The sequence below is a fragment of the Curtobacterium sp. MCLR17_055 genome (assembly GCF_003234305.1).
GTDB lineage: Bacteria > Actinomycetota > Actinomycetes > Actinomycetales > Microbacteriaceae > Curtobacterium > Curtobacterium flaccumfaciens.
This window is the reverse complement of record NZ_QKSX01000001.1, coordinates 197,703-220,703: the sequence shown is the minus strand read 5'-3', so window position 1 is coordinate 220,703 and position 23,001 is coordinate 197,703. Positions and strand designations below refer to the sequence as shown.

Sequence of the window (23,001 nt, the reverse complement as noted above, 5' to 3'; positions counted from 1 at the left end):
CGGCGTGACCGCGACCCTCACGACGGCGGTGGCCCCGCCGCAGACACGCAAGGCCGGCCGCCCCGGACCAGCGCGCAAGCGGATGCGTTCGTTCTACCCCGCGTGGTTCTTCATCCCCGCGATCGCACTGTACGTCGTGTTCTTCGCGGTCCCGACCTTCGCCGGGTTCTACTTCTCGCTCACCCGCTGGACGCTGTTCGACCAGACCTTCATCGGCTTCGACAACTTCGTCCGGTTCTTCCAGGACCCGCAGCTCGTCTCCGGGTTCGTGCACACCTTCCAGTACGGCTTCGTGACGAGCGCGGCGAAGGTGGTCCTCGGACTCGCCCTCGCCCTGCTCCTCACGTCGCCCGTGCTGGGGCGCGGCTACCTGCGGGCGGTCGTGTTCTTCCCGGTGCTCGTGTCGACCATCGGCATCGGCATCACGTTCAAGGCCCTGATGGACCCGTTCCACGGGATCATCAACGGCGTGCTGGGTTCGGTCGGCCTGCCCACCCCCGGGTGGCTGACCGACCCGGCGCTCGCCCTGTGGAGCGTCGCCGCGGTGGACGTCTGGAAGGGCGTCGGCATCGCGACACTCATCTTCATCGCCGGCATCGTGGCGATCCCGCAGGAGTACTTCGAGGCGGCACGGGTCGACGGCGCGAGCGCGTGGTCGATCTTCCGGAACATCACGTTGCCGCTGTCCCGCCCCGCGATGGGCACCGTCATCATCCTGTCGCTCATCGGCGGCCTGCGGTCGTTCGACCTGATCTGGGCGATGACCGGCGGCGGGCCGGGGTTCACGAGCGACGTGATCGCGAGCGTGATCTACAAGCAGTACCAGGCCGGGTTCTACGGTCTGTCCACCGCCGGCAACGTGGTCCTGTTCGTCGTCGTCACGGCGATCATGGTGCCGATCTCGTGGCTCCTCAACCGCAAGGAGGCAGAGCTGTGACCGCGCTCACCAGCCCCCGCGTCAGCACCCCGACGCGGTCGCGCCACCCGGGCCGCGCCCGCCGGTGGATCATCGGCTCGATCGCCATCGTCGTCAGCTTCGTCGTCTTCCTGGTGCCGTTCGTGTTCGTCCTGCTCCAGGCGGCGAAGAACCCGGCCGAGGCGAACCAGCTCGGCTTCAGCCTGCCGACCGACTGGCAGCTGTGGCAGAACCTGCAGGCGGTGTTCCAGAGCGGTGACGGCGGGATCCTCCGCGCGTTCTGGAACAGCGCCCTGCTCACCGTCGGCAGCGTCACCGTCATGGTCGTGTTCTCGGCGATGGTCGGGTACGTCCTGCAGCGGCGCCCGAGCCGGTGGAACGCCCTGATCAACTTCTTCGTGCTGGCGGGGCTCATCGTGCCGCCGGCGATCGTGCCGACCATCTGGGTGCTGCAGGGTCTGAACCTGTTCAAGACCATGGGCGGGATGATCCTCATCGAGGCGACCTTCGGCCTGTCGTTCTGCATCCTGCTGTTCCGGGCGTTCGTCGCGACGATCCCGAAGGAGCTCGACGAGGCCGCCGTGCTCGACGGCGCCGGCCCGATCCGCCTGTTCTTCGGGGTGGTGCTGCCACTGCTCAAGCCGGTGATCATCACGGTCGTGCTCGTGCAGTCGGTGACGGTGTTCAACGACTTCACCAACCCGCTGTACTTCCTGCCGGGGTCCGAGAACGCGACGGTGCAGCAGACGCTCTACGCGTTCCAGAGCCAGTCGGTCAGCCAGCTGAACCTGCTGTTCACCGACGTGCTGCTCATCACGATCCCGCCGCTGATCCTCTACGTCTTCTTCAACCGTCAGATCGTCGCCGGCATGACCAGCGGCGCCGTCAAGGGCTGACCGCCCACCCCGGCCTGGAGGCGCGACCCGCCTCCGCCACACCGCCCACCCGGGCGGACGGCCGGGCCCACGACCCCCGCACCGGTCGACGACGACCGGTCGCGTGAAAGGACCACCACATGACCACCTGGACCGCACCGTTCATCGCGGCCGACACCGACCTCGGCAGCGCCCCGATCCTGCGTCGGGAGTTCCCCCTCGACGACGGCCACGGCGCCGTCACCGCCGCCACCCTCGGCATCAGCGCCCTCGGCGTCGTCGAGGCCTGGCTCGGCGGGCAGCGCGTCTCCGACCACCTGCTCGAACCGGGGTGGACGAGCTACGAGTGGCGCATCCGCGTCGTCTCGCACGACGTCACCGAGCACCTGACGGACACGGTCCCCGGGCAGCCGGCGGTCCTCGCGCTCGTCGTCGGCAACGGCTGGGCCGCCGGACGACTGGCCTGGGGCGGCGGCGGCGGCTGGTACACCGACGAGCGCGCCGGGTTCGCCGAGCTCCGGATCACCTTCGCCGACGGGCACGAGCAGCGAGTCACGACCGACACCGACTGGCAGGCCCTGTCGAGCGCGATCACCGCGGACCAGCTCTACGACGGGCAGGACATCGACGCCCGACTCCGCGACGGCTCGTTCCTGACGCCCGGCGAGGTCACCGTGCCCAGCGTCAACGGGCACCAGGGACGGACGAGCACGGTGCACACGGTCGACATCGGCGAGCGCGAACTCGTCGCCGACACGGTGCCGCCGGTGCGCCCGCTGGCGGAGATCGCCCCGGTGGCGATCTGGACGAGCCCGTCGGGAGCGACCCTGCTCGACTTCGGCGTGAACCTGGTCGGGTGGCTCCGCGTCACCGCGACCGGCCCGGCCGGCACCGTGCTGACCCTGCAGCACGCCGAGGTGCTGGAGCACGACGAGCTCGGCACCCGCCCACTGCGCACCGCGAAGGCGACGGACCACTTCACCCTGCGCGGTGACGACGAGCCCGAGACGTTCGAGCCCCGGTTCACGTTCCACGGGTTCCGGTACGCGCAGGTCGACGGCTGGCCGGGCACGCACGACGAACTCCGCGCCGCGGTCACCGCCGTGCAGGTCGGGTCGGACCTCACCCGCACCGGCACGTTCGCGTCGAGCCACGAGCTGCTGAACACCTTCCACGACAACGTCGTCCGGGGCATGCAGGGCAACTTCCTGAGCGTGCCGACGGACTGCCCGCAGCGCGACGAGCGACTCGGCTGGACGGGCGACATCGCCGCGTTCGCCCCGACGGCCTCGTACCTGTTCGACACCCGGACGTTCCTGGCCGACTGGCTGCGCGACGTCTGGCTCGAGCAGCAGCACGCCGACGGGGTCATCCCGTTCGTGGTGCCGGACGTGCTGAAGTACTCCCCCGCCGAGGACTTCGGCACGCCCGACGCGACCGCCGTCTGGTCGGACGCCGGCGTCTGGGTGCCGTGGACCCTGTACCAGGCGTACGGCGACACCGCGGTGCTCGAGGAGCAGTTCGACTCGATGGCCGCACACCTGCGCCGGGTCCGTGACCACCTGTCCCCGGAGGACCTGTGGGACACCGTGTTCCAGTTCGGCGACTGGCTCGACCCGGACGCCCCGCCCGAGGCCCCGGCCGACGCGAAGGCCGACAAGGGCGTCGTCGCGACCATCTGCGCCTACCGGTCCGCGACGATCGTGGCGGACGCGGCGGAGCTCTTGGGCGGCCACGAGGCGGAAGCAGCGGAGTTCCGGGAACTCGCCACGCGCCTCCAGGCCGGGTTCCGCACCCACTACCTGCAGGACGACGGGCGGATCCTGTCGGACGCGACCACGGTGTACACGCTGGCGATCGTGTTCGGGATCCTGTCCGAGCAGGAGCAGGCCGTGGCCGGCGACCGTCTCGCCGAGCTGGTCGAGGCGTCCGGGTACCGGATCTCGACGGGCTTCGCGGGAACGCCCTCCATCACCGACGCGCTGACGCAGACGGGCCACCTGGAGGACGCCTACCGGCTGCTGCTGCAGACGGAGTGCCCGTCGTGGCTGTACCCGGTGACGATGGGCGCGACGACGGTGTGGGAGCGGTGGGACTCGATGCTGCCGGACGGCACGATCAACCCGGGTGAGATGACCTCGTTCAACCACTACGCACTCGGTGCCGTGGCGGACTGGATGCACCGGGTGGTGGGTGGCCTGTCGCCGCTGTCGCCGGGGTACTCGGCCGTCCTGATCGCGCCGCAGCCGGGCGGTGGGCTGACGTGGGCGGAGACCTCGCTCGACACCGTGCACGGGCACGTCGCGGTGCGGTGGGAGCTCGTCGACGGGGAGTTGCGCGTCCGGGCGACCGTGCCCGAGGGCGTCTCGGCCGTGGTGCGCCTGCCGGGTGCTGCGGAGCAGTGGCTCGGCGGCGGAACGCACGACCTCCGCGCGCCCGCCGCGGTCCCCGCCGGGTAGGGGGCTGCCGGAACCAGGTTCCGGACACAACACCGCGGAAGTGCGTGGTGCCGTATCCGGAACCTGGTTCCCCGCCCCGCCCACAGCACCCCGCGGCACCGCCCCACCCACCACGGTTGCGGCAGACCGCCGCGCGCCGTACTGTATGAAACGATTCAATCGCACACGAGGAAGTGACACGATGACATCGACCCCGAGCTTCGCCGGCATCGCCGACCAGCTGGCACGACAGCAGATCGAGCTGCCCAGCTGGGCCTTCGGCAACTCCGGCACCCGCTTCAAGGTGTTCAGCACGCCGGGCACCCCGCGCGACCCGTACGAGAAGATCGCCGACGCCGCCCAGGTGCACGAGTACACCGGCCTGGCCCCCACCGTCGCGCTGCACATCCCGTGGGACCTGGTGGACGACTTCGCCGACCTCAAGCGCCACGCCGAGGAGCACGGGGTGTCGCTCGGCACCGTGAACTCGAACACGTTCCAGGACGACGACTTCAAGTTCGGCGCCCTGACCCACGTCGACGAGACGATCCGGCAGAAGGCGATCGACCACCACCTGCGCTGCATCGACGTGATGGACGCCACCGGCAGCCGCGACCTGAAGATCTGGCTCGCCGAGGGCTCGAACTACCCGGGGCAGGAGGACATGCGCTCCCGCCAGGACCGCCTGCACGAGTCGCTCAGCACGATCTACGACCGCCTCGGTGCCGACCAGCGACTGGTGCTCGAGTACAAGTTCTTCGAGCCGTCGTTCTACCACACGGACGTCCCCGACTGGGGCACCAGCTTCGTGCAGACGGCGGCGCTCGGGCCGAAGGCGATGGTCTGCCTCGACACCGGCCACCACGCCCCCGGCACGAACATCGAGTTCATCGTGATGCAGCTCCTGCGCCTCGGCAAGCTCGGTTCCTTCGACTTCAACTCGCGCTTCTACGCCGACGACGACCTGATCGTGGGCGCCGCGGACCCGTTCCAGCTGTTCCGGATCCTGGTCGAGGTCATCCGCGGCGGCGGGTACGACAACCCCGACGTCGCGTTCATGCTCGACCAGTGCCACAACATCGAGGACAAGATCCCCGGCCAGATCCGCTCCGTGCTCAACGTGCAGGAGATGACGGCCCGCGCGCTGCTCCTGGACCGCGTCGCACTGACCGCGGCGCAGGAGGCACACGACGTCCTCGGCGCCAACGAGGTCTTCATGGACGCGTACCAGACCGACGTCCGGAAGGACCTCGCCGAGTGGCGCGAGTCCCGCGGGCTGCCGGCGAACCCGATGCGCGCGTACCTGGATTCGGGCTACCAGCAGTCCATCGCCGAGGACCGCGTCGGCGGCGTCCAGGCCGGGTGGGGCGCGTAGGAACATGACGAACACAGTGGAGGCACGGGTGGACCCCGCAATGCACGGCACCGACGCAGACACCACGATCCGGGCGCTGGTCGCGCGCTCGAACGCGCTCGGCTCGGATCCGCGGATCACGAACTACGCGGGCGGGAACACCTCCGCCAAGGGCACCGACACCGACCCGGTCACGGGCGAACCGGTCGAGCTGCTCTGGGTGAAGGGCTCCGGGGGCGACCTCGGCACCCTCACTCCGGCGGGCCTCGCGGTCCTGCGCGTCGATCGCGTCCGTGCCCTCCAGGACGTCTACCCCGGGGTCGAGCGCGAGGACGAGATGGTCGCCGCGTTCGACTACACGCTGCACGGCAAGGGCGGTGCTGCGCCGTCGATCGACACCGCGATGCACGCCCTCGTCGACGCCGCCCACGTCGACCACCTGCACCCCGACGCCGGCATCGCGATCGCCACGGCGGCGGACGGTCCGGCCCTGACCGAGCGGATCTTCGGCGACCGGGTCGTCTGGGTGCCGTGGCGCCGGCCCGGGTTCCAGCTCGGGCTCGACATCGCAGGCGTCAAGCGTGACCATCCGCAGGCGATCGGCGCGATCCTGGGCGGCCACGGGATCACCGCGTGGGGAGACACGAGCGACGAGGCCGAGGCGAACTCCCGCTGGATCATCGACACCGCCGAGCAGTACCTCGCGGAGCACGGCACGGCGGACCCGTTCGGCGGCCTCCGAGCGGGGTTCGAAGCACTGCCGACCGACGAACGTCGCGCACGCGCCGCCGCCCTCGCCCCGACGATCCGCGGCATCGCCGGGCACGACAAGCCGGTCGTCGGGCACTTCACCGACAGCGACGTCGTGCTCGAGTTCCTGGCGAGCGAACGGGCGGAAGCACTCGCGGCCCTCGGCACCAGCTGCCCGGACCACTTCCTGCGCACCAAGGTCAAGCCGCTCATCCTCGACCTGCCGGCCTCGTCGAGCGTCGACGAGCAGACCGCCCGCCTGCACGAACTGCACGAGCAGTACCGCGCGGACTACCAGGCCTACTACGACCGGCACCGGACGCCGGACTCCCCCGCGATCCGCGGCGCCGACCCGCTCATCGTGCTGGTGCCCGGCGTCGGGATGTTCTCGTACGGCAAGGACGCCCAGACCGCCCGCGTCGCCGGCGAGTTCTACGTCAACGCCATCAACGTGATGCGCGGTGCCGAGTCCGTCAGCACCTACGCCCCCATCGACGAGGCCGAGAAGTTCCGGATCGAGTACTGGGCCCTCGAAGAGGCGAAGCTGCAGCGGATGCCCGCACCCAAGAAGCTCGCGACGCGCATCGCCCTCGTCACCGGAGCCGCATCGGGCATCGGCAAGGCGATCGCGAAGCGCCTGGCGGCCGAGGGCGCCGCCGTCGTCATCGCCGACCTCGACCTGGCGAAGGCGCAGGAGACCGCCGCCGAGATCGGCGGCCTCGACCAAGCCATCGGCGTCGCCGCGAACGTGACGGACGCCGCCGCGATCGACCAGGCGATCCAGCAGACCCTGCTGCACTTCGGCGGCCTCGACCTCGTCGTGAACAACGCGGGGCTGTCGCTGTCCAAGAGCCTGCTCGAGACCACCGAGCAGGACTGGGACCTGCAGCACGACGTGATGGCGAAGGGCTCGTTCCTGGTGTCGAAGGCCTCGGCGAAGGTCCTCATCGAGCAGGGCCTGGGCGGCGACATCGTCTACATCTCGTCGAAGAACTCGGTGTTCGCCGGGCCGAACAACATCGCGTACTCCGCCACGAAGGCCGACCAGGCCCACCAGGTGCGGCTGCTCGCGGCCGAGCTCGGGGAGTACGGCGTTCGCGTGAACGGCATCAACCCCGACGGCGTCGTGCGCGGCTCCGGCATCTTCGCGAGCGGCTGGGGCGCCAACCGCGCCAAGACGTACGGCATCGAGGAGCAGGACCTCGGCAAGTTCTACGCGCAGCGCACGATCCTGAAGCGCGAGGTCGTGCCCGAGAACGTCGCGAACGCCGTCTACGCCATCTGCACCGACGACTTCTCGCACACCACCGGCCTGCACGTGCCCGTCGACGCCGGCGTCGCCGCGGCCTTCCTGCGGTAGCGACGACCAACGAGCGACGACCAACGAACCGAGCAGGAGCAGACCATGCACACCAGCGGCAGCGTCGCCGCGGTCGACCTCGGGGCCACCAGCGGCCGGGTGATCGTCGGCCACGTCGACCCCGACGGGGTCCGGATGGACCACGTCGCCCGGTTCCCGAACGGCCCCGTCACCCTGCACGAGGGCGACGCCGACACCGGCCGCGACGCCCTGCACTGGGACGTCGTCGAGCTGTACCGGCAGGTGACCGAGGGGCTGCGACGCGCGTTCGCCGAGCACCCCGCGATCGCCAGCATCGGCATCGACTCGTGGGCGGTCGACTACGGCCTGCTCCGCGACGGCCGACTGCTCGGGCTGCCGTCGCACTACCGCGACGACCGGCACCAGGGCGGTGTCCTCCCCGTGCACGACCGGATGGACGCCACCGAGCTGTACGCGCGGAACGGCCTGCAGCACCTGCCGTTCAACACCCTGTTCCAGTGGGCTGCCGACCCGTCACTGCAGCTCGCGCAGCGTGCGCTGCTCGTCCCCGACCTGCTCGGGTACTGGCTGACGGGGGTCGAGGCGGCCGAGCGCACGAACGCCTCGACGACCGGGGCACTGAACGCGACCACCCGTGGGTGGGACCCCGCGATGCGGGCTGCTGCGGGCCTCCCGGCCGGGCTGCTGCCCACGCTGCGTGACCCGGGCGACCGACTGGGCCCCCTGCTGCCGTCCGTCGCCGAGCTCGTCGGCGGGCAGGCCGACGTGACCCTGGTCGGCTCGCACGACACGGCGAGCGCCGTCGTCGCGGTCCCCGCGACGGAGCCGGACTTCGCCTACATCTCGTCGGGCACGTGGTCGCTCGTCGGCGTCGAGCTCGACGCGCCCGTCCTGTCGGACGCGGCACGACGCGCGAACTGCACGAACGAGGGCGGTGTCGACGGCCGTGTCCGGTTCCTGAAGAACGTGTCCGGACTGTGGTTGCTGTCGGAGAGCGTCCGCACCTGGGAGCGTGGTGGCGACCACGTCGACCTGGAGGCCCTGCTCGCCTCCGCCGCGGCCGTCACCGCCCCGGTCCCCGTCTTCGACCCCGCGGACGAGTCGTTCACGGCGCCCGGCGACATGCCGGCGCGGATCGCCGTGTGGTGCGCGGCGCACGGGCTGAGCGCCCCCGCGTCGCGGGAGGAGTTCGTCCGGAGCATCCTCGAGTCCCTCGCGACGGCGTACGCCGAGACCCTGCGCACCATCGCCGACGTGACCGGCAAGACCATCCGGGTCGTGCACGTCGTGGGCGGCGGCTCGCAGAACCGGCTGCTCTGCCAGCTGACCGCGGACCGCACCGGCCTGCCGGTCGTGGCCGGACCGGTCGAGGCCACCGCACTCGGCAACGTGCTGGTGCAGGCGCGCGCCGCTGGACTCGCGGGCCTCGGAGGGGCTTCACTGGAGGCACTCCGCAGCATCGTCGCACGGAGCGTCGAGCCCGTGCGGTACACCCCGTCGGCGTCGTCGCGCGCCGATCCCGATCGATCCCCCGTCAGGAGCCACGCATGACCACGACCGACGACCAGCACCGGATCGACCCCGCAACCGGCGCACCGGCGCCCGCGACCGGGTCCGCGTCCGCAGCTCGCACGCGGGTCAAGCGGCAGCTGCCGACGGTGCGGGACCTCGCGCCGCTCATGCAGTTCAAGAAGCCGTCGCTGCCGGGTCGACGGCAGCGCCTCGAACAGGCCCTGACGATCTGGGACCTGCGGGAGATCGCCGCCCGCCGCACCCCGAAGGCCGCGTTCGACTACACCGAGGGCGCGGCCGAGGCGGAGATCTCACTGGCCCGCGCGCGGCAGGCGTTCGAGGACATCGAGTTCACCCCGGCGATCCTGCGGGACGTGTCGCGGGTGGACACCTCGCGCCAGGTGCTCGGGGCGCCGGTGTCGTACCCGTTCGGCATCGCGCCGACGGGCTTCACGCGGATGATGCAGACCGAGGGCGAGCGGGCCGGTGCCCGGGCCGCCGGACGTGCCGGTATCCCGTTCTCGCTCTCCACGATGGGCACCACCGCGATCGAGGACGTCCGCGACGCCAACCCGCACGGGCGCAACTGGTTCCAGCTGTACATGTGGAAGGACCGCGAGAAGTCGATGGCGCTGGTCTCCCGCGCCCAGCAGGCCGGCTTCGACACCCTGCTCGTCACCGTGGACGTCCCCGTCGCGGGTGCGCGGCTGCGGGACAAGCGGAACGGGTTCTCGATCCCGCCGCAGCTGAGTGCCCGGACCGTGGTGAACGCGATCCCGCGGCCGTGGTGGTGGTTTGACTTCCTGACCACCGAACCGCTGGCGTTCGCGTCGCTCGACCGCTGGTCCGGCACCGTCGGCGAGCTGCTCGACCACATGTTCGACCCGACCGTCACCTACGAGGACCTCGCCTGGATCCGTGACCAGTGGCAGGGCAAGGTCGTCGTCAAGGGCGTGCAGTCGCTGGCCGACGCCAAGCGCCTCGCGGACCTGGGCGTCGACGGCATCACGCTGTCGAACCACGGCGGCCGGCAGCTCGACCGCGCCCCCGTCCCCTTCCACCTGCTGCCCTCCGTGGTCAAGGAGGTCGGGAAGGACACCGAGGTGCACCTCGACACGGGCATCCTGTCCGGCGCCGACATCGTCGCCGCGGTCGCCCTCGGGGCGACGTTCACGATGGTCGGCCGTGCCTACCTGTACGGGCTGATGGCGGGCGGCGAGGCCGGGGTGGACCGGATGATCCAGATCCTGTCCGAGCAGATCGAGCGGACCATGCGGCTGCTCGGGGTGGCCTCGCTCGACGAGCTCGAGCCGGGGCACGTGACGCAGCTGCAGCGGTTGCAGCCGATCCCCCGGGCCTGAGCGGTCGGCTCCCCGCGCGTTGCATCGTGCACGTTCGGGCGGCGGACACCGGGCGTTCGTCGGTCGATTTCCGTGACGCCCCCCGAACGGGTCACAAATGATGCAAGATGTCCGTGGACGTGTCAACGAAACCCTCGGCATCCGGCCGGCTGGTGCGTCCGTCCCTCCCCGCATCCTGCGCCCGAGCATCCACGAGGAGCCCGACATCTCGACCCGAAGCACGTGCACGCCCTCTCGCGGCACGACCCCACGCACGACGTCCACGCCCCCGACAACCCGAGGGGGCACCCGATGATCCGCCACCGCGCGATCCTGGCGGTCGCGACCGCCGGCGCCCTGGTCCTCGGTGTCCCCACCGCCGCCTCCGCCCGCACGTGGTGGGGCTGGGACGGCGAACGCCGCTGGCACAACGCCCCGGTGAACCCCACCCCGACGCCGGCCCCGGACGAGACGGAGACCCCGGCCCCCACCGACGAGTGGACCCCGGATGCGGAGCCCGAGCAGGACTCCGCGCCGATCGAGGACTCGGCCCCCGTCGCCGAGCCCGCGCCCGACGCAGAGGCCGAGCCCGAGTCCGAAGCAGCGCCGGAAGCCGCGCCCGAGGCGGAGGCCTCCCCCGCGGACCTGTCCGCGATCGCACCGGACGCCCCGTTCGTCGAGGACTTCACCACGAACGCCGTCACCGGCCTCGTCCAGTCGCTGTACCCGCAGTCGTGGCAGCCCTACCCCGACGGCACCTCGGGCATCTACGCGCCGAGCAAGACCGTGTCGGTGCACGACGGCGTGATGGACGTCGCCCTCGGCACCGGTGCCGGAGCAGCCGGCACCTTCGGCTCCTCCGCCGGCGCCTGGGACCACGTCGGTGGCTCCTTCTCGGTCCGCGCGAAGGCGACCGGCGGCGACGGCAACGGCGCGGCCTTCATGTTGTGGCCGACGTCGAACGTGTGGGCCGACGGCGAGATCGACTTCCCCGAGGGCAACTTCGAGGAAAGCCCCTCGGTGTTCCACCACTCGATGACCCCGGGCAAGGAAGCCGAGCGCGTCCAGCTCGGCACCGGCGTCTCGTGGCGCGACTGGCACACCTACAAGGTCGACTGGGTCCCCGGTGAGTCCGTGACCTACAGCGTCGACGGCAAGGTACTCGGCACCGTCACGCACGACGTGCCGACGACCCCGCACCGCTTCATGTTCCAGGTCGGCAACTGGGGCGAGCAGGGCAACCTGCTCATCGACTGGGTCTCGACGACCGAGTAGCGTCCGCAGGTCCGCACCACGGACGGACGGGAGGCCCGGTGCCAGCTGGCACCGGGCCTCCCGTCCGTCCGTGTGGTCGCGTTCAGGGCGTCGCGCGCCGCTCAGAAGAGCGCGTTCAGGTCCGCGTAGTCCACCCCGCCCGCCAGCGAGTCGTAGGTGCCGGTGGTCCGCAGCTCGGCCGTGGCCTGCCGAACGACGGCGTACGCGGCCTGCGCGACGGCGGAACCGAGACTGATGCGGGCCACCCCGAGCCGGGCGAGTTCCGCCACGGTCGGCGACCCCGGACCGGCCATCACGTTCACCGGGCCGTCGATCGACTCCACCAGCGCACGGATGGTCTCGACGTCTCGCACTCCGGGGACGAACACGCCGTCCGCGCCGGCTCCGCGGTAGCGACGAGCACGCTCGAGCGTCTCGGCCAGGAGTCGTTCGGGATCGACGAGACCGGCGAGGTGGACGTCGGTCCGTGCGTTGACGGACAGGCGCACCCCGGCTCGGTCCGCCGCGCGCCGGGCCGCCCCGATCCGGTCGGCGAGCGCATCCGGATGCAACCTGCCGTCCTCGATGTTGATCCCGACGGCGCCCGCTTCGAGCACCGCGTCCACCGTGCGCGCCACGCCGTCCGCGTCGTCGGCGTACCCGGACTCGATGTCGACGGTGACCGGCACCGACACCGAAGCCGCGATCCGCGCGACCGCGTCCATCGCTTCCGCGCGGGTCAGGGTGTTCCCGTCCGGTCGCCCGAGGGACCAGGCGACGCCCGCACTGGTCGTGGCGATCGCGGTCGCGCCGGCATCCCCGACGAGTCGGGCGCTCACGGCATCCCAGACGTTGACGAGGACGAGTGGCCGGGATCGGTGGTCGTGGAGGCCGTGGAAGGTCGCGGCTCTGGTCGAAGTGGTGTTCACCCCTCGATCCCAGCGGTCCGAGCGCGGACGAGCTGGCGGGTTCCGGACGACGCGGTGGGGCCGCTCAGCCCTCGGGGCGAGGAGACCTGCGTGGGTTCAGCAGGTCTCCGTCCCACGACAGGTCGTCGTGCTCGCGGACCTCGAACGCCTCGAACCGGCCGTCGTCGAGCACGCGGTCGACGAGCGCGCGCGATCCGGCGACGATCGTCGAGTCCCAGTCCTCCTCGGCGGCGACGACCCACGCGTGGTCCTCCGGCCAGATGAACGTCGTGTGCGGCGCCACCTGGCCGTGCAGCCCGAAGCTCTCCCAACCCGGGACCGCCCGCTGCGCCCACGACGGATCGACGAGCTCGTCCAGGGTCGCACTGAAGAGCCAGGTGTCCCGCGCGGGCCAGGCCATCAAGCCCCGCGCACGTCGGATCCGGTGCCGGCGTTCAGCGGACGGCGGCCCGCCCGTCCCCTCCCACGCTCCGACGACCAGGTCTTCGGGGGTCGACGTCGCGCTCCGTAGGTGCGTGGTGAGGACGGCGAGGTCCTGCGGGTCGAACCACCCGTCGTCCGACTGGTCCACGCGCCAGCCGTCGGCCCACGACGTCGTCTGCTCGTCGTCGGTCAGGCGTTGCCACTGCACCAGGGGGTGCATCACGCGGTCGTTGCGGCGCGCGACCTCCGACCACCGCCAGCGGGTGTGTTCGACGTCCGGGTGGTCGCCCCACTCGTCCGTGGTGTCGAGGTCCGCCCGGTGCGCGCCGACCGGGTGCAACAGGCGTGCGTACGCCTCGAACCCGGTGCCCGCGACACCACCGACGCTCGCCCAACGCCCGGCACGCGCGACGAGCCAGTCGCCCCGCGATGCATCGCTCAGCAGGCGCATCGTGCTGCTGCTCAGAGCTTCTCGTCGACGAGCGCGATGAAGCGGCTGCCGATGCCCTCGACCTCGCGCCGCGTCAACCCGGCGGTGGGCTCCGGCGCCTGGTACGGGGCGTGGTAGTCGCACATCAGGTAGTCCCATTCGGGCCACCACTTCTTCGGGCGCGCCTCTTCGTCGAAGCCGCAGACCACGCACTCCAGGCGCGTCCAGACCTTCTTGGTGCCGGTGCGGTTGGCGCGGGACTGCACGAGCCAGGCGGGCGGGTCCTGCTCGATCGCGTCGAGCTCCGCTTCGCTGAGGCGCGACGGGATGCCGTGGCGGGTCGCCATCTCGAGGGGGATGTCGAGCCGGACGGCGGCTTCGCGGCGGGAGAGCATCCGTCCAGGGTAGGTCCTGCCCCTTCCCACCTCGAACTGCGATGTCGGGAAACCGCCAGTGATCACTCCCGCGCTTGGCGAGACTGGCTCGGAGCCCGCGACCGCCGCGAAGCCCGACCGAGAGCCGAGCGCCGTGCACCACAGCCCCATCGACCCTGCGACCCTCTACTTCGGCACACCTGTGGCGCTGCTGAGCACCATCGCTGACGACGGCACCACGAACACCGCCCCCATGTCGTCGGTCTTCTGGCTCGGGAAGACCGCCGTCCTCGGCATGGGAAGCCGATCCCAGACCGCGTAGAATCTGCTCGCCACCGGTGAGTGCGTCATCAACCTCCCGTCCGCTGATCTGGTGGCCGCGGTGGACACGCTCGCCCTCACGACCGGACGATCACCCGTCCCCGCCGGCAAGGCCCACGTCCGCTACCGCCACGAACCGGAGAAGCTCCGCCTCGCCGGGCTCCACGGCCGCCCCGGCGACACCGTCCGTACGGAACGGATCGACGAGTGCCCGGTCAACCTCGAAGCGCACGTCGTGCACACGCGACCGCTCGCATCAGACGACGGCACCTTCGTCTTCGAAGCCTCGATCAGCCGCGTCCACGTGCACGATTCCATCCGCATGGCGGGGACCGCGAACCGGATCGATCCCGAGCTGTGGCGTCCGCTCATCATGAGCTTCCAGCGGTTCTACGGCCTCGGCGGCGAGCTCCACCCGTCGCGGCTCGCCGGCGTCGACGAGGAGTGGTACCGGTAGCGAGAGGGGCCCCGACCGCGGACTTTCCTCGAGCGTGCAGGCCGTGTATGGTCTCGATCACTGAGGTAAAAGGCGCCGCGATCTGCGACGCACCAGCACGCGGCATCGAACGAGTCGCCACTTCTTCCCTCGAAGGAGTGCGCCATCGTGTCCCCCAGTCCCCCTCTCACCACCGGGCACGTACCCGCCGGTGACTCGTCGCCTCGTCTGCGCGACGCCTGGATCGCCCTCGCCGGGCTGTCCGCGGTGTTCCTGTTCGAGATGCTCGACAACTCCGTGCTCAACGTCGCCCTGCCGACGATCGGCCGCGACCTGGGCTCGTCGACGACGGGCCTGCAGTGGGTCTCGGGTGCCTACTCGGTCGCCTTCGGAGGGCTGATGCTGCTCTTCGGCGCCGTCGCCGACCGCATCGGACGCCGTCGGGTCATGCTCGCCGGGCTCGTGCTGCTGGCCCTGGCGAGCCTCGCCACGGCGGTGGTCACGTCGACCGAGCAACTGATCGCCGTGCGGGTCGCGATGGGCGTCGCCGCGGCGATGACGACGCCCGGGTCGATGGCGCTGGCGTTCCGCCTCTTCGACGACGAAGGCCTCCGGGTGCGGGCGCTCACCGTCATCTCGACGGCCGGGCTCGTGGGGCTGGCCGTCGGTCCGACCGTCGGCGGGTTCGTGCTCGCCGTCGCCCCGTGGCAGGTGCTGCTGCTGGCAGACGTGCCGATCGCGGTCCTCGCGCTCGTCGGCATCCGGTTGGGTGTCGCACGCGACGAGGCGGCGGGGCTCCGTCGCGATCCGGTCGACGTGGTCGGAGCGCTGCTCGGCACCGTGACCACGGCCGGAGCACTCGTGACGCCGACGATCCTGGTCGAGTCCGGAGCCACTGACTGGTGGGGGTGGGCAGTCCTCGCCCTCGCCGCCACCTGCGCGGTGGGGTTCGTCGCCCGCGAGCGGACCGCGCAGCACCCGCTGATCGACCTGCACCTGCTCGCCCGACCACTCGTCTCGAGCGGCCTCGCGTTCAAGGCCGCGTCGGGTCTGGCCGTCGCCGGACTGTCGTACCTCGTGACCCTGCAGCTGCAGTTCGCCTGGGGCTGGCCGCCGGCGCTGGCCGCCGTCGGGACGTTGCCGCAGGTGGTCGTGCTGCTCGTCGGCGGCCGCTTCGTCGGGCCGTTCGTGCAGCGGGTCGGCCTGGGCCGCGCCGCCTGGATGAGCGCCGTCTCGGTCGTCTCCGGTCTCGCGGTCTTCGGCGCCCTGAGCCGGCACGGGTACCCGTGGGTGCTCGTCGCGCTCGTGCTCGTCGCCGCCGGCATGCGGGTCGTCGGCGTCGTCGCCGGCGCGTCCGTCCTCACGGGCCTGCCCGCGGACCGCGCCTCCGTCGGAGCGGCGCTCGTCGACACCTCGAGCGAGCTCGCGGGCGGTGCCGCCGTCGCTGCGGCGGGGACCATCGTCGCCGCCTTCGTCACCGGGAGCATCACCACGACCACCTGGACCACCGCCCGGCTCGAGGGCTTCCAGGACGCCCTCACCGTCGCCGGCCTCGGTCTCGCCGCGGTCGCAGCGCTGCTCGTCGTGGTCGGCATGCTCCGAGCCCGGCCCGCCGTCGAACCAGAGGACGCGGCCTCGTCCGAACCTGCCAACACCACGCCTGCACAGCCCGACCCGATCACCATCACCGAGGAGACCTCCCGTGCCTGACACCATCGCCCTCCCCCGCCCGCCGTTCGATCCCGAGTTCGTGCCCTTCCTCACGGCCATGGACGCGCGAGGCCGCTTCCACCTCACGACCCAGATGCTGCCGCAGATGCGACAACTGGACATGACGGAGGCGCAGCTCGACGAAGGACTGCGTGCTCGTGGCCTCGAGCGGAGCAGCATCACGATCGCGGGGCACCGCGGCGACCCGATCGACCTCGCCGTGATCCAACGCGCCGGCCGCACCGGCACGGCTGCCCTGGCCTACGCGATCCACGGCGGCGGCATGATGTTCGGCCACCACCTCGGCAACCTCGACTCCTACGACGAGTGGCTGCTGGTGCACGACGTCGTCCTGGTCAGCCCGGACTACCGCCTGGCTCCGGAACACCCGGACCCGTACCCGGTCGAGGACTGCTACGCCGGTCTCGTCTGGGCAGCCGAGCACGCCGACGAACTCGGCATCGACCCGGAGCGCATCGTCCTCGTCGGGCAGAGCGCCGGTGCCGGTCTCGCCGCCGGCACGGCCCTCCTGGCCCGCGACCGACAGGGGCCCTCCGTCATCGGCCAGGTGCTCGTGAGTCCCATGCTCGACGACCGCGACGCGACGCTGTCGGCTCGGCAGTTCGACGGTGTCGGGGTCGCCGACCGGGAGATGACACGGTTCGGCTGGGACGCCTACCTCGGTGACCGGCGGGGTGGCGAGGACGTCTCCGTCTACGCCGCACCGGGCCGCGCGACCGACCTCACCGGGCTCCCACCCGCGTACATCGACTGCGGCAGCACCGAGGTGTTCCGCGACGAGACCGTCGCCTACGCCAGCTCGCTGTGGGCGGCAGGAGTCCAGGCGGAACTGCACGTGTGGCCGGGAGCGTTCCACGGATCGACGAGCATGATGCCCGACGCGACGCTGTCGCAGCGGGCCGTGCGGGCCCTGCGCGAGTTCACCGGTCGCCTCCTCAACCCGGCAGTCTGACGGCAGCCCCGGCACGAGCGCATCGTGGTGCTCGTGCCGGGACCTGCTCGCAGCATCAGCTAGATCCGGTCCAGGGACGCCACCGCGACGACGATCGGCCACGCCTCACCGTCGAGCTGCACGGACCGCAGCCCGCGCGGCAGGGCTTGTCCGTCATCGGACTCAACGACGACTCCCTGCAGCCCGATGAGGTGCCCGGAACCCCTGCTGTAGTGCACGCGATCACCGACGACGGGCATGATGATGGTGTCCGCCGCCAGCTCCTCTGCAGCGAGTTCCACGGTGAGAGGCCGAGACTCCGTGAGCACCTCGGCGAGCTGTGCCTCGAACACGCCGCGTTCGTCGAGCTCCGCGTCGCCCGCCTCGGGATCCACGATCCTCGCGACTGGCAGGATCTGCTGGCCGATCGTGCGCGCGACTCCGCACCCGATCGCGACACCCAGGCCGGCGAGGGACAGCCCCATGCTCGCCATCTCGAACCGCAACGGGACTGGCTCAGCAACGACCTGACGGATTCCGCCGTTCGAGCCGCCGGCGGTGTGCGCTCGCACGGCAGTCGCCTTCACCGCGCCGTGGAGTCGTGGCGCGACCGGAGCTGCTCTTGTCCGCCGGAGATCACCGCCGAACTGCTCGCCGAGATGCTTCTTGAACGCAAGGGCGCCAGGCCGTCGCTCGTCGCAGTTGTCCATCGGGTCGCCTTCGGGTCGGCTTCTCGCAGCCTCGAGTCAGGCTGTTCCCGGACCGTACTGCCGGACCGTCGGCCCACACGACGGTTCCTCACCGATCTTGCGGTAACCAGCAAGGCCGATTCGGAGTTCGCGCCGGCGCAGCCCCGAAGCGCGAGTAGATGACTCCCAGCGGGAATCGTGCTTCTACCTCGTCGCTGAACTTCGACGCTTCGGACTCAGTCGCGAAGACACCGAGCACCGTGTTGTGTGGTGACTCGTCACCACCGGGGTCTGGTCGCCTCAGAGCTCTGACGTCGGCTGTTGGCGGGGGTTGAGGAGATCGCCGTCCCAGCTCAGGTCGTCGTCTTCGTGCACCTCGAAGGCCTCGAAGTGATCGTCCGCGAGGATGCTGTCGACGAGTGCGCGTGAGCCGGCGACGATCGTCGAGTCCCAGTCTTCCTCGGAAGCGACGACCCAGGTGTGATCCCCGGGCCAGATCAGCGACGTGTAGGGCCCTTCCTGCTGGGGGCGACTGCATCCCCATCCGGGGACGGAGCGCTGCGCCCACGATGGGTCAGCAAGCTCGCGCAGGCTCGAGCTGAACAACCACATGTCCCGACCGGGCCACGGCATCTGCATGCGAGCCCGCGCGCGCGCGTTCCGGCCTCCTTCGGCCCATGGCGGGTTGCCGGTGCCTTCCCATGCTCCGATGACCAGGTCGTCCGGGTTCCGCGTCGCGGCCCGCAGATGCGTGGTCAGGACCGCGAGGTCCTCCGGGTTGAACCACCCATCGTCGGACTGACCGACACTCCACCCATCCGACCAGTCCCTCGTGTGCTCGTCATCGCTGATGCGGAACCACTGCACCAGGGGATGCATCACCCGGCCGTTACGGCGCGCAACCTCAGCCCACCGCCAACGCGTGTGCTCAACATCGACGGGATTGCCCCACTCGTCGACCGTGTTCGGGTCAGTACGGTGCGCATCCACCGGGTGCAGCAGCCGCGCGTACGCCTCGAAGCCCGTGCCAGCGACACCGCCGACGGTCGCCCATCGACCGGCTCGCTTCACGAGCCAATCGCCTCGCAGGGCTTCGGTCAGCAGGATCACCGCATCAGCATCCCACGGCGAACGCCTTCACTCAGGAAAAGCAGTCTCCGAAGACCATCCGCAACCGGAACCGCCCCTACTCCCCCACGTCCGAGCAGCCCGGCAACGCCGCGATGTCCGTGCACCCGTACTCGCTCCACCCACCCTGGCCGTAGGTGTCGTACGCCGCAGTCGACGCCACCGTGGCCCCTGCACCAGCCGTCCGGACGAAGGACGGGGTCGGATCACCCTCGGTCGTCCACCGGACCCACTGGAGCGAGGCCACCTCGCCCGCTTCGCTCGCGTCCCGCAGACACCGCAGGCTCTCGGCAGGGAGCGCACCGTCGGCCTCGAGCTCCACGTCACCGCAGTCGGTACCGCTCGGGTTGCTGACCCACTCGGGCGCATCGGCGAGTGTGCGGGCGGACGCGATGGGGTCAGCTGGCTGCTCGCTGCACGCCGACAGGAGCGGCAGCGCGACCAGCGCGAGTCCGGCGGCGGCGAGGACCAGTGGCTTCTGCACAGGACGAGCATGGCTCAACGAGACGCCCTGCCGGGTCACGGTCCGACAACATGTCGAGCGCTGGCGACCTGACGCCCGATGGTCCACACCAGACGGACGGGAGGTGGGCCCCACCAGCCGGTACCGGCGCACCGCGCCAGCGGGGCGACGGCCGAGCCTGGAGGGACGCTGCCAGCTGGCAACGGGCCTCCCGTCCGCATGATGGTCGCGTCGACGACGCGACGAGCAGGCGCTGGTGCGTCAGCGCGATCGGACGATCGCGGCCTTGGTCTGGTCACGCAGGTACGCGATGCCGGCGGCGTTCGGGTGGAGTGCGCCGAAGAGGATGCTGTACTTCGTCCCGGCCAGCGGCGTGCTGTTCGCGGCGGTGCCGCGATCGGTCAGGGTGAGTCCCGCCATCCAGGCGGAACCCGACGCGGCACAGGGGGTGTGCGCGGCAGAGCCCTGGAGCGTCGAGACGTAGGTGAACCCACGAGCCTTCGCCGCAGCCTTGACCGCTGCGTCGAGCGCGTTCTGGGTGCGGTGGAAGTAGGCGGTGTCGGTCGCGGTGAAGGGGAACGCGTTCTGCGGGAACGGCGGCTCGAGACCGGAGTCACCGAGAAGGCTCGAGAAACATCCCTTCGGGGCCTGCGCCGCACCCGGCGCGATCATCGGGTAGCCGACGACGAACACCTTCGCCTGCGGAGCACGTTGCGCGATCACGCGGAACGTCGACGCGAGCCGCGGTGCCACGACGGTGCGGATGCGCGATGCGAGACGATCCCGCGTGACGCCGTGCACGACCGGTGCGTAGTAGTCCTTGCAGTGGTCGTAGGTCTTCCCGTGGATCTCCGAGAACACCGGGCCGGCCTTGTCCAGCGCGACGCAGTTCGCGATGACGCCGGAGAACCCCAGGTCGTTCCCGCCGATCGACACCGTGACGACGTCCGTGTCCTTGGAGAGCGCGTCGGCCTGGACGGGCGCGGTGGCACTTCCGGCTCCGGTCTTCTGCGCGACCCGGGAGATGTTGCCGGTGGTGGCACCGGCGCAGGCGCGGTCGTCGAGCTGGAGTCCCAGTGATGCTGCGACCTGGTGCGGGTAGTCGGTGGTGGACTGGAAGCAGCCGGCTGCCGGACCCGAGCTGTAGGGGGCGACGCCGAAGCCGCCCGCGTACGAGTCGCCGAGGGCCACGTAGTTGTCACCGCTGGCGGTGGCCACGGACTGGGTGGGTGCCGCGCCGTCGGCGTTGGCCGCGGAGACGGGCCCGGCCGCCCCGACAGCGAGCGCTGCCGCCGTGAGGACGCCGCTGGTGATCAGCAGCGCGTTGGTCCGGCGGAGGCGAGGAGCGTGACGCATGGAGCAGGTTCCTTCCAGAGGGCCTATTCGACAGACGATCGTCTGACAAGTAGACGGTAGGTTGGTGGGACGCCCCGCGCCATGAGAGGGCCACAAGGTGCATCGGACGCATTCCGCGCACCCCCCTGTCCCTCGACGTGGATCAGGCCGGCGCGCACCAGGTGGACAGGTGGTCCAGCGCCGCTCCGGCCGTGGTCACCAAGCGCTTGCGGGTCGATTCCCGGTCGGCATCCGCGAGGACCGCGTCGCCGATGGCTTCGGTGGTCTGGTGCACGACGGCCACGAGCGCGGCAGCCTGAGCACGCCGGGTCATCGAGTCGAAACCCGTGTCCGCCAGTTCTGCCGCCACCGCGGACGTGACTTCGTCGTAGAACTCCAGCGCCCGTCGCCGGAGCACCGCGCTGAGCCGGCACTGCGCTGGGAACTCCCCTCGCGCCAAGGCCGGGTCCTCTGCGACGTACCGATCGACATCCTCGAGCACGATGGTGCGCATCGCTTCCGCGGGTGACTGCTGCGCACCTCGGTCCGCAACCGCAGCTCGGATCTTCTCGAGCACCTCATCGGCTCGGTCGAACACCAGATCGGGTTTGGTCGGGAAGTAGTTGTAGACGGTCTGATCCGAGACGCCTGCAGCTCGGGCCACGTCTGACATCGACACCTCGTCGTACCCGTGCTCAGCGAACAGCCGTGCAGCAACGTCACCCAGGCGCTCGCGGGTCTCCCGTTTCTTGCGCTCTCGCAGGCCCGACGAAACGCCCGTGCTCGACTCCACCATCCCCCGAGTCTGGCACGAAACGTTGAGTGACCCAAAGTTCTGGTACGTTTGCCGAACTTAGAGTCACTACAAGTTCGGTGGATGCCGAGGAACGAGGACGATCGATGACCACGCAGAAGCAGGAACAGGTACTCATCGCAGGAGCGAGTTTCGCTGGGCTCACGACCGCGCTGTGGATGCGTCGGCTCGGGTACGACGTCTCGATCGTCGAGGTCGCTCCCGGGTTGAAGCGAGGCGGCACCCCGGTCGACATCCGCGACGACACCATCGCGATCGTCGACCGGATGGGCCTGCTCGAGCAGATCTCGGCGAAGGCGCTCGCGCCGCGGGTGACAGAGTTCACGACGCCGGAGGGAGACCGCATCGCGCGGATGGATCCGGTGCCTCCCTCGGCCGGATCGACGGGCGACGGCTACGAGGTCCACCGCGACGACCTGCTCGACATCCTCGCCGCCGCGACCGAGGGCGAAGTGGAGATGCTGTGGAACAACTCGGTCACATCCCTGCACGAGACCGACGAAGAGCGCGTGCACGTCACCTTCCGCGACGGAACCGAACGGGACTTCTCCATGGTGTTCGGCTGCGACGGCAACCACTCCACAGTGCGTCGACTGCACTTCGGGCAGGAAGCGCTGTACAGCCACTTCCTGCGGACGTACTTCTCCGTCGCCGTCCTCGACGACCTCGTCATCGAACCGCAGACGACCCGGATCACCAACGCACCGGGCGTCACGATGCTGGTCAACTCGTACGACACCACCACCGACCTCGTCCTCGGCTTCCGCTCCGAGCAGGAGATCCCCTTCGACCACCACAACGAAGCGGCACAGAAGCGCATCCTCCGCGAGCACATGCTCCGGGCCGGTTCGCCGTTCTCGGACCACGTCGACGAAGCCATCGGCGCCGTGACCTTCTACTTCGACAAGCTCAGCCAGATCAAGATGCCGGCGTGGACGTCCGGCCGCGTCGCACTCGTCGGCGACGCCGGTTACTGCCCTTCCCCGGCCGCAGGGATGGGCGGCTCGCTCGCCATCATCGGTGCCACTGCACTCCACGACGCCCTGCGGGACGCGGACGGCGACGTCGAGCAAGCATTCGCTGACTACGAGCGCGCGCTCCGGCCGGTCGTCGACGCGGTACAGCACGACGCCGAGCACATCGGTGTCAGCAGCTACTTCCCCGCGACCGCAGACCAGATCGATGCGCGCAACAGGATGCTGCTCGACCGCTGAGT

Annotated in this window: 21 protein-coding genes; 13 read left to right on the top strand and 8 right to left on the bottom strand. The window is 70.6% G+C overall.

Annotated elements, in window-relative coordinates; all coding sequences use genetic code 11:
• Positions 1 to 4: 4 nt before the first annotated feature.
• The 8 genes from DEJ09_RS00970 (at position 5) to DEJ09_RS18320 (ending at position 11,802) form a co-directional block, all read left to right on the top strand.
• A complete protein-coding gene (locus DEJ09_RS00970) occupies positions 5 to 937 on the top strand; it encodes a carbohydrate ABC transporter permease (protein ID WP_241660435.1) in 933 nt (310 codons plus the stop codon).
• Positions 934 to 1,812, top strand: coding sequence for a carbohydrate ABC transporter permease (locus DEJ09_RS00965; protein ID WP_111038202.1), 879 nt, complete (start codon positions 934 to 936; stop codon positions 1,810 to 1,812). Before DEJ09_RS00970 ends, DEJ09_RS00965 begins: the two co-directional genes overlap by 4 nt.
• Positions 1,813 to 1,931: 119 nt before the next feature.
• On the top strand, positions 1,932 to 4,250 hold the full coding sequence (locus DEJ09_RS00960; protein ID WP_111087357.1) for a family 78 glycoside hydrolase catalytic domain: 2,319 nt from the start codon (positions 1,932 to 1,934) through the stop codon (positions 4,248 to 4,250).
• A gap of 181 nt (positions 4,251 to 4,431) precedes the next feature.
• Positions 4,432 to 5,604, top strand: coding sequence for an L-rhamnose isomerase (gene rhaI, locus DEJ09_RS00955; RefSeq protein WP_111087356.1), 1,173 nt, complete (start codon positions 4,432 to 4,434; stop codon positions 5,602 to 5,604).
• A 40-nt stretch (positions 5,605 to 5,644) separates the two neighbouring features.
• Entirely contained in the window at positions 5,645 to 7,693 is a 2,049-nt protein-coding gene (locus DEJ09_RS00950) for a bifunctional aldolase/short-chain dehydrogenase (RefSeq protein ID WP_111087355.1), read from the top strand.
• A gap of 45 nt (positions 7,694 to 7,738) precedes the next feature.
• The gene (locus DEJ09_RS00945) at positions 7,739 to 9,226 is read left to right on the top strand and encodes a rhamnulokinase family protein (RefSeq protein WP_111087354.1); all 1,488 of its coding nucleotides are present in this window, start codon (positions 7,739 to 7,741) and stop codon (positions 9,224 to 9,226) included.
• Positions 9,223 to 10,548: an alpha-hydroxy acid oxidase gene (locus DEJ09_RS00940; protein WP_181433216.1), complete on the top strand. Its 1,326-nt coding sequence runs from the start codon at positions 9,223 to 9,225 to the stop codon at positions 10,546 to 10,548. Before DEJ09_RS00945 ends, DEJ09_RS00940 begins: the two co-directional genes overlap by 4 nt.
• 291 nt (positions 10,549 to 10,839) lie before the next feature.
• On the top strand, positions 10,840 to 11,802 hold the full coding sequence (locus DEJ09_RS18320) for a glycoside hydrolase family 16 protein (RefSeq protein ID WP_258373748.1): 963 nt from the start codon (positions 10,840 to 10,842) through the stop codon (positions 11,800 to 11,802).
• A gap of 101 nt (positions 11,803 to 11,903) precedes the next feature.
• On the opposite strand, the gene DEJ09_RS00930 is transcribed toward DEJ09_RS18320, so the two are convergent.
• From DEJ09_RS00930 to DEJ09_RS00920, 3 genes are all read right to left on the bottom strand, one after another.
• Positions 11,904 to 12,710, bottom strand: coding sequence for an isocitrate lyase/phosphoenolpyruvate mutase family protein (locus tag DEJ09_RS00930; protein WP_111087353.1), 807 nt, complete (start codon positions 12,708 to 12,710; stop codon positions 11,904 to 11,906).
• Positions 12,711 to 12,774: 64 nt separating this feature from the next.
• Entirely contained in the window at positions 12,775 to 13,584 is an 810-nt protein-coding gene (locus tag DEJ09_RS00925; protein WP_111087352.1) for a hypothetical protein, read from the bottom strand.
• 11 nt (positions 13,585 to 13,595) lie between these two features.
• The gene (locus tag DEJ09_RS00920) at positions 13,596 to 13,958 is read right to left on the bottom strand and encodes a hypothetical protein (RefSeq protein WP_111022117.1); all 363 of its coding nucleotides are present in this window, start codon (positions 13,956 to 13,958) and stop codon (positions 13,596 to 13,598) included.
• A 133-nt stretch (positions 13,959 to 14,091) separates the two neighbouring features.
• On the opposite strand from DEJ09_RS00920, the gene DEJ09_RS18315 reads away from it, so the two are divergent.
• From DEJ09_RS18315 to DEJ09_RS00905, 4 genes are all read left to right on the top strand, one after another.
• Complete coding sequence (locus DEJ09_RS18315; RefSeq protein ID WP_258373747.1) at positions 14,092 to 14,259, top strand: hypothetical protein; 168 nt, start codon at positions 14,092 to 14,094, stop codon at positions 14,257 to 14,259.
• 3 nt (positions 14,260 to 14,262) lie between these two features.
• A complete protein-coding gene (locus DEJ09_RS00915; protein WP_258373754.1) occupies positions 14,263 to 14,715 on the top strand; it encodes a flavin reductase in 453 nt (150 codons plus the stop codon).
• A gap of 147 nt (positions 14,716 to 14,862) precedes the next feature.
• Positions 14,863 to 16,404, top strand: coding sequence for an MFS transporter (locus tag DEJ09_RS00910; RefSeq protein ID WP_309146924.1), 1,542 nt, complete (start codon positions 14,863 to 14,865; stop codon positions 16,402 to 16,404).
• Positions 16,397 to 17,377 (top strand): alpha/beta hydrolase, encoded by a 981-nt coding sequence (locus DEJ09_RS00905; protein WP_111032819.1) that lies wholly within the window; start codon positions 16,397 to 16,399, stop codon positions 17,375 to 17,377. The genes DEJ09_RS00910 and DEJ09_RS00905 overlap by 8 nt, the downstream gene beginning before the upstream one ends.
• Before the next feature lie 59 nt (positions 17,378 to 17,436).
• On the opposite strand, the gene DEJ09_RS00900 is transcribed toward DEJ09_RS00905, so the two are convergent.
• From DEJ09_RS00900 to DEJ09_RS00880, 5 genes are all read right to left on the bottom strand, one after another.
• Positions 17,437 to 18,066 (bottom strand): hypothetical protein, encoded by a 630-nt coding sequence (locus DEJ09_RS00900; protein WP_146245646.1) that lies wholly within the window; start codon positions 18,064 to 18,066, stop codon positions 17,437 to 17,439.
• Between the two features lie 279 nt (positions 18,067 to 18,345).
• On the bottom strand, positions 18,346 to 19,155 hold the full coding sequence (locus DEJ09_RS17995) for a hypothetical protein (protein ID WP_111105242.1): 810 nt from the start codon (positions 19,153 to 19,155) through the stop codon (positions 18,346 to 18,348).
• 76 nt (positions 19,156 to 19,231) lie between these two features.
• Positions 19,232 to 19,657, bottom strand: a complete 426-nt coding sequence (locus tag DEJ09_RS00890) for a hypothetical protein (RefSeq protein ID WP_111029953.1) — start codon at positions 19,655 to 19,657, stop codon at positions 19,232 to 19,234.
• 240 nt (positions 19,658 to 19,897) lie between these two features.
• On the bottom strand, positions 19,898 to 20,992 hold the full coding sequence (locus DEJ09_RS00885) for an SGNH/GDSL hydrolase family protein (RefSeq protein WP_111087351.1): 1,095 nt from the start codon (positions 20,990 to 20,992) through the stop codon (positions 19,898 to 19,900).
• 142 nt (positions 20,993 to 21,134) lie between these two features.
• Positions 21,135 to 21,767 (bottom strand): TetR/AcrR family transcriptional regulator, encoded by a 633-nt coding sequence (locus tag DEJ09_RS00880; RefSeq protein WP_111087350.1) that lies wholly within the window; start codon positions 21,765 to 21,767, stop codon positions 21,135 to 21,137.
• A gap of 104 nt (positions 21,768 to 21,871) precedes the next feature.
• Between DEJ09_RS00880 and DEJ09_RS00875 the strand changes: the two genes are divergently transcribed.
• The gene (locus DEJ09_RS00875) at positions 21,872 to 22,999 is read left to right on the top strand and encodes an FAD-dependent monooxygenase (RefSeq protein ID WP_111087349.1); all 1,128 of its coding nucleotides are present in this window, start codon (positions 21,872 to 21,874) and stop codon (positions 22,997 to 22,999) included.
• Positions 23,000 to 23,001 lie beyond the last annotated feature (2 nt).

Coding starts and splice junctions, on each gene's coding strand:
- DEJ09_RS00960 (WP_111087357.1), top strand. CDS start 1,932: ATGACCACCTGGACCGCACCGTTCATCGCGGCCGACACCGACCTCGGC.
- rhaI (WP_111087356.1), top strand. CDS start 4,432: ATGACATCGACCCCGAGCTTCGCCGGCATCGCCGACCAGCTGGCACGA.
- DEJ09_RS00950 (WP_111087355.1), top strand. CDS start 5,645: ATGCACGGCACCGACGCAGACACCACGATCCGGGCGCTGGTCGCGCGC.
- DEJ09_RS00945 (WP_111087354.1), top strand. CDS start 7,739: ATGCACACCAGCGGCAGCGTCGCCGCGGTCGACCTCGGGGCCACCAGC.
- DEJ09_RS00940 (WP_181433216.1), top strand. CDS start 9,223: ATGACCACGACCGACGACCAGCACCGGATCGACCCCGCAACCGGCGCA.
- DEJ09_RS18320 (WP_258373748.1), top strand. CDS start 10,840: ATGATCCGCCACCGCGCGATCCTGGCGGTCGCGACCGCCGGCGCCCTG.
- DEJ09_RS00925 (WP_111087352.1), bottom strand. CDS start 13,584: ATGCGCCTGCTGAGCGATGCATCGCGGGGCGACTGGCTCGTCGCGCGT.
- DEJ09_RS00920 (WP_111022117.1), bottom strand. CDS start 13,958: ATGCTCTCCCGCCGCGAAGCCGCCGTCCGGCTCGACATCCCCCTCGAG.
- DEJ09_RS00900 (WP_146245646.1), bottom strand. CDS start 18,066: ATGGACAACTGCGACGAGCGACGGCCTGGCGCCCTTGCGTTCAAGAAG.
- DEJ09_RS00885 (WP_111087351.1), bottom strand. CDS start 20,992: ATGCGTCACGCTCCTCGCCTCCGCCGGACCAACGCGCTGCTGATCACC.
- DEJ09_RS00880 (WP_111087350.1), bottom strand. CDS start 21,767: ATGGTGGAGTCGAGCACGGGCGTTTCGTCGGGCCTGCGAGAGCGCAAG.
- DEJ09_RS00875 (WP_111087349.1), top strand. CDS start 21,872: ATGACCACGCAGAAGCAGGAACAGGTACTCATCGCAGGAGCGAGTTTC.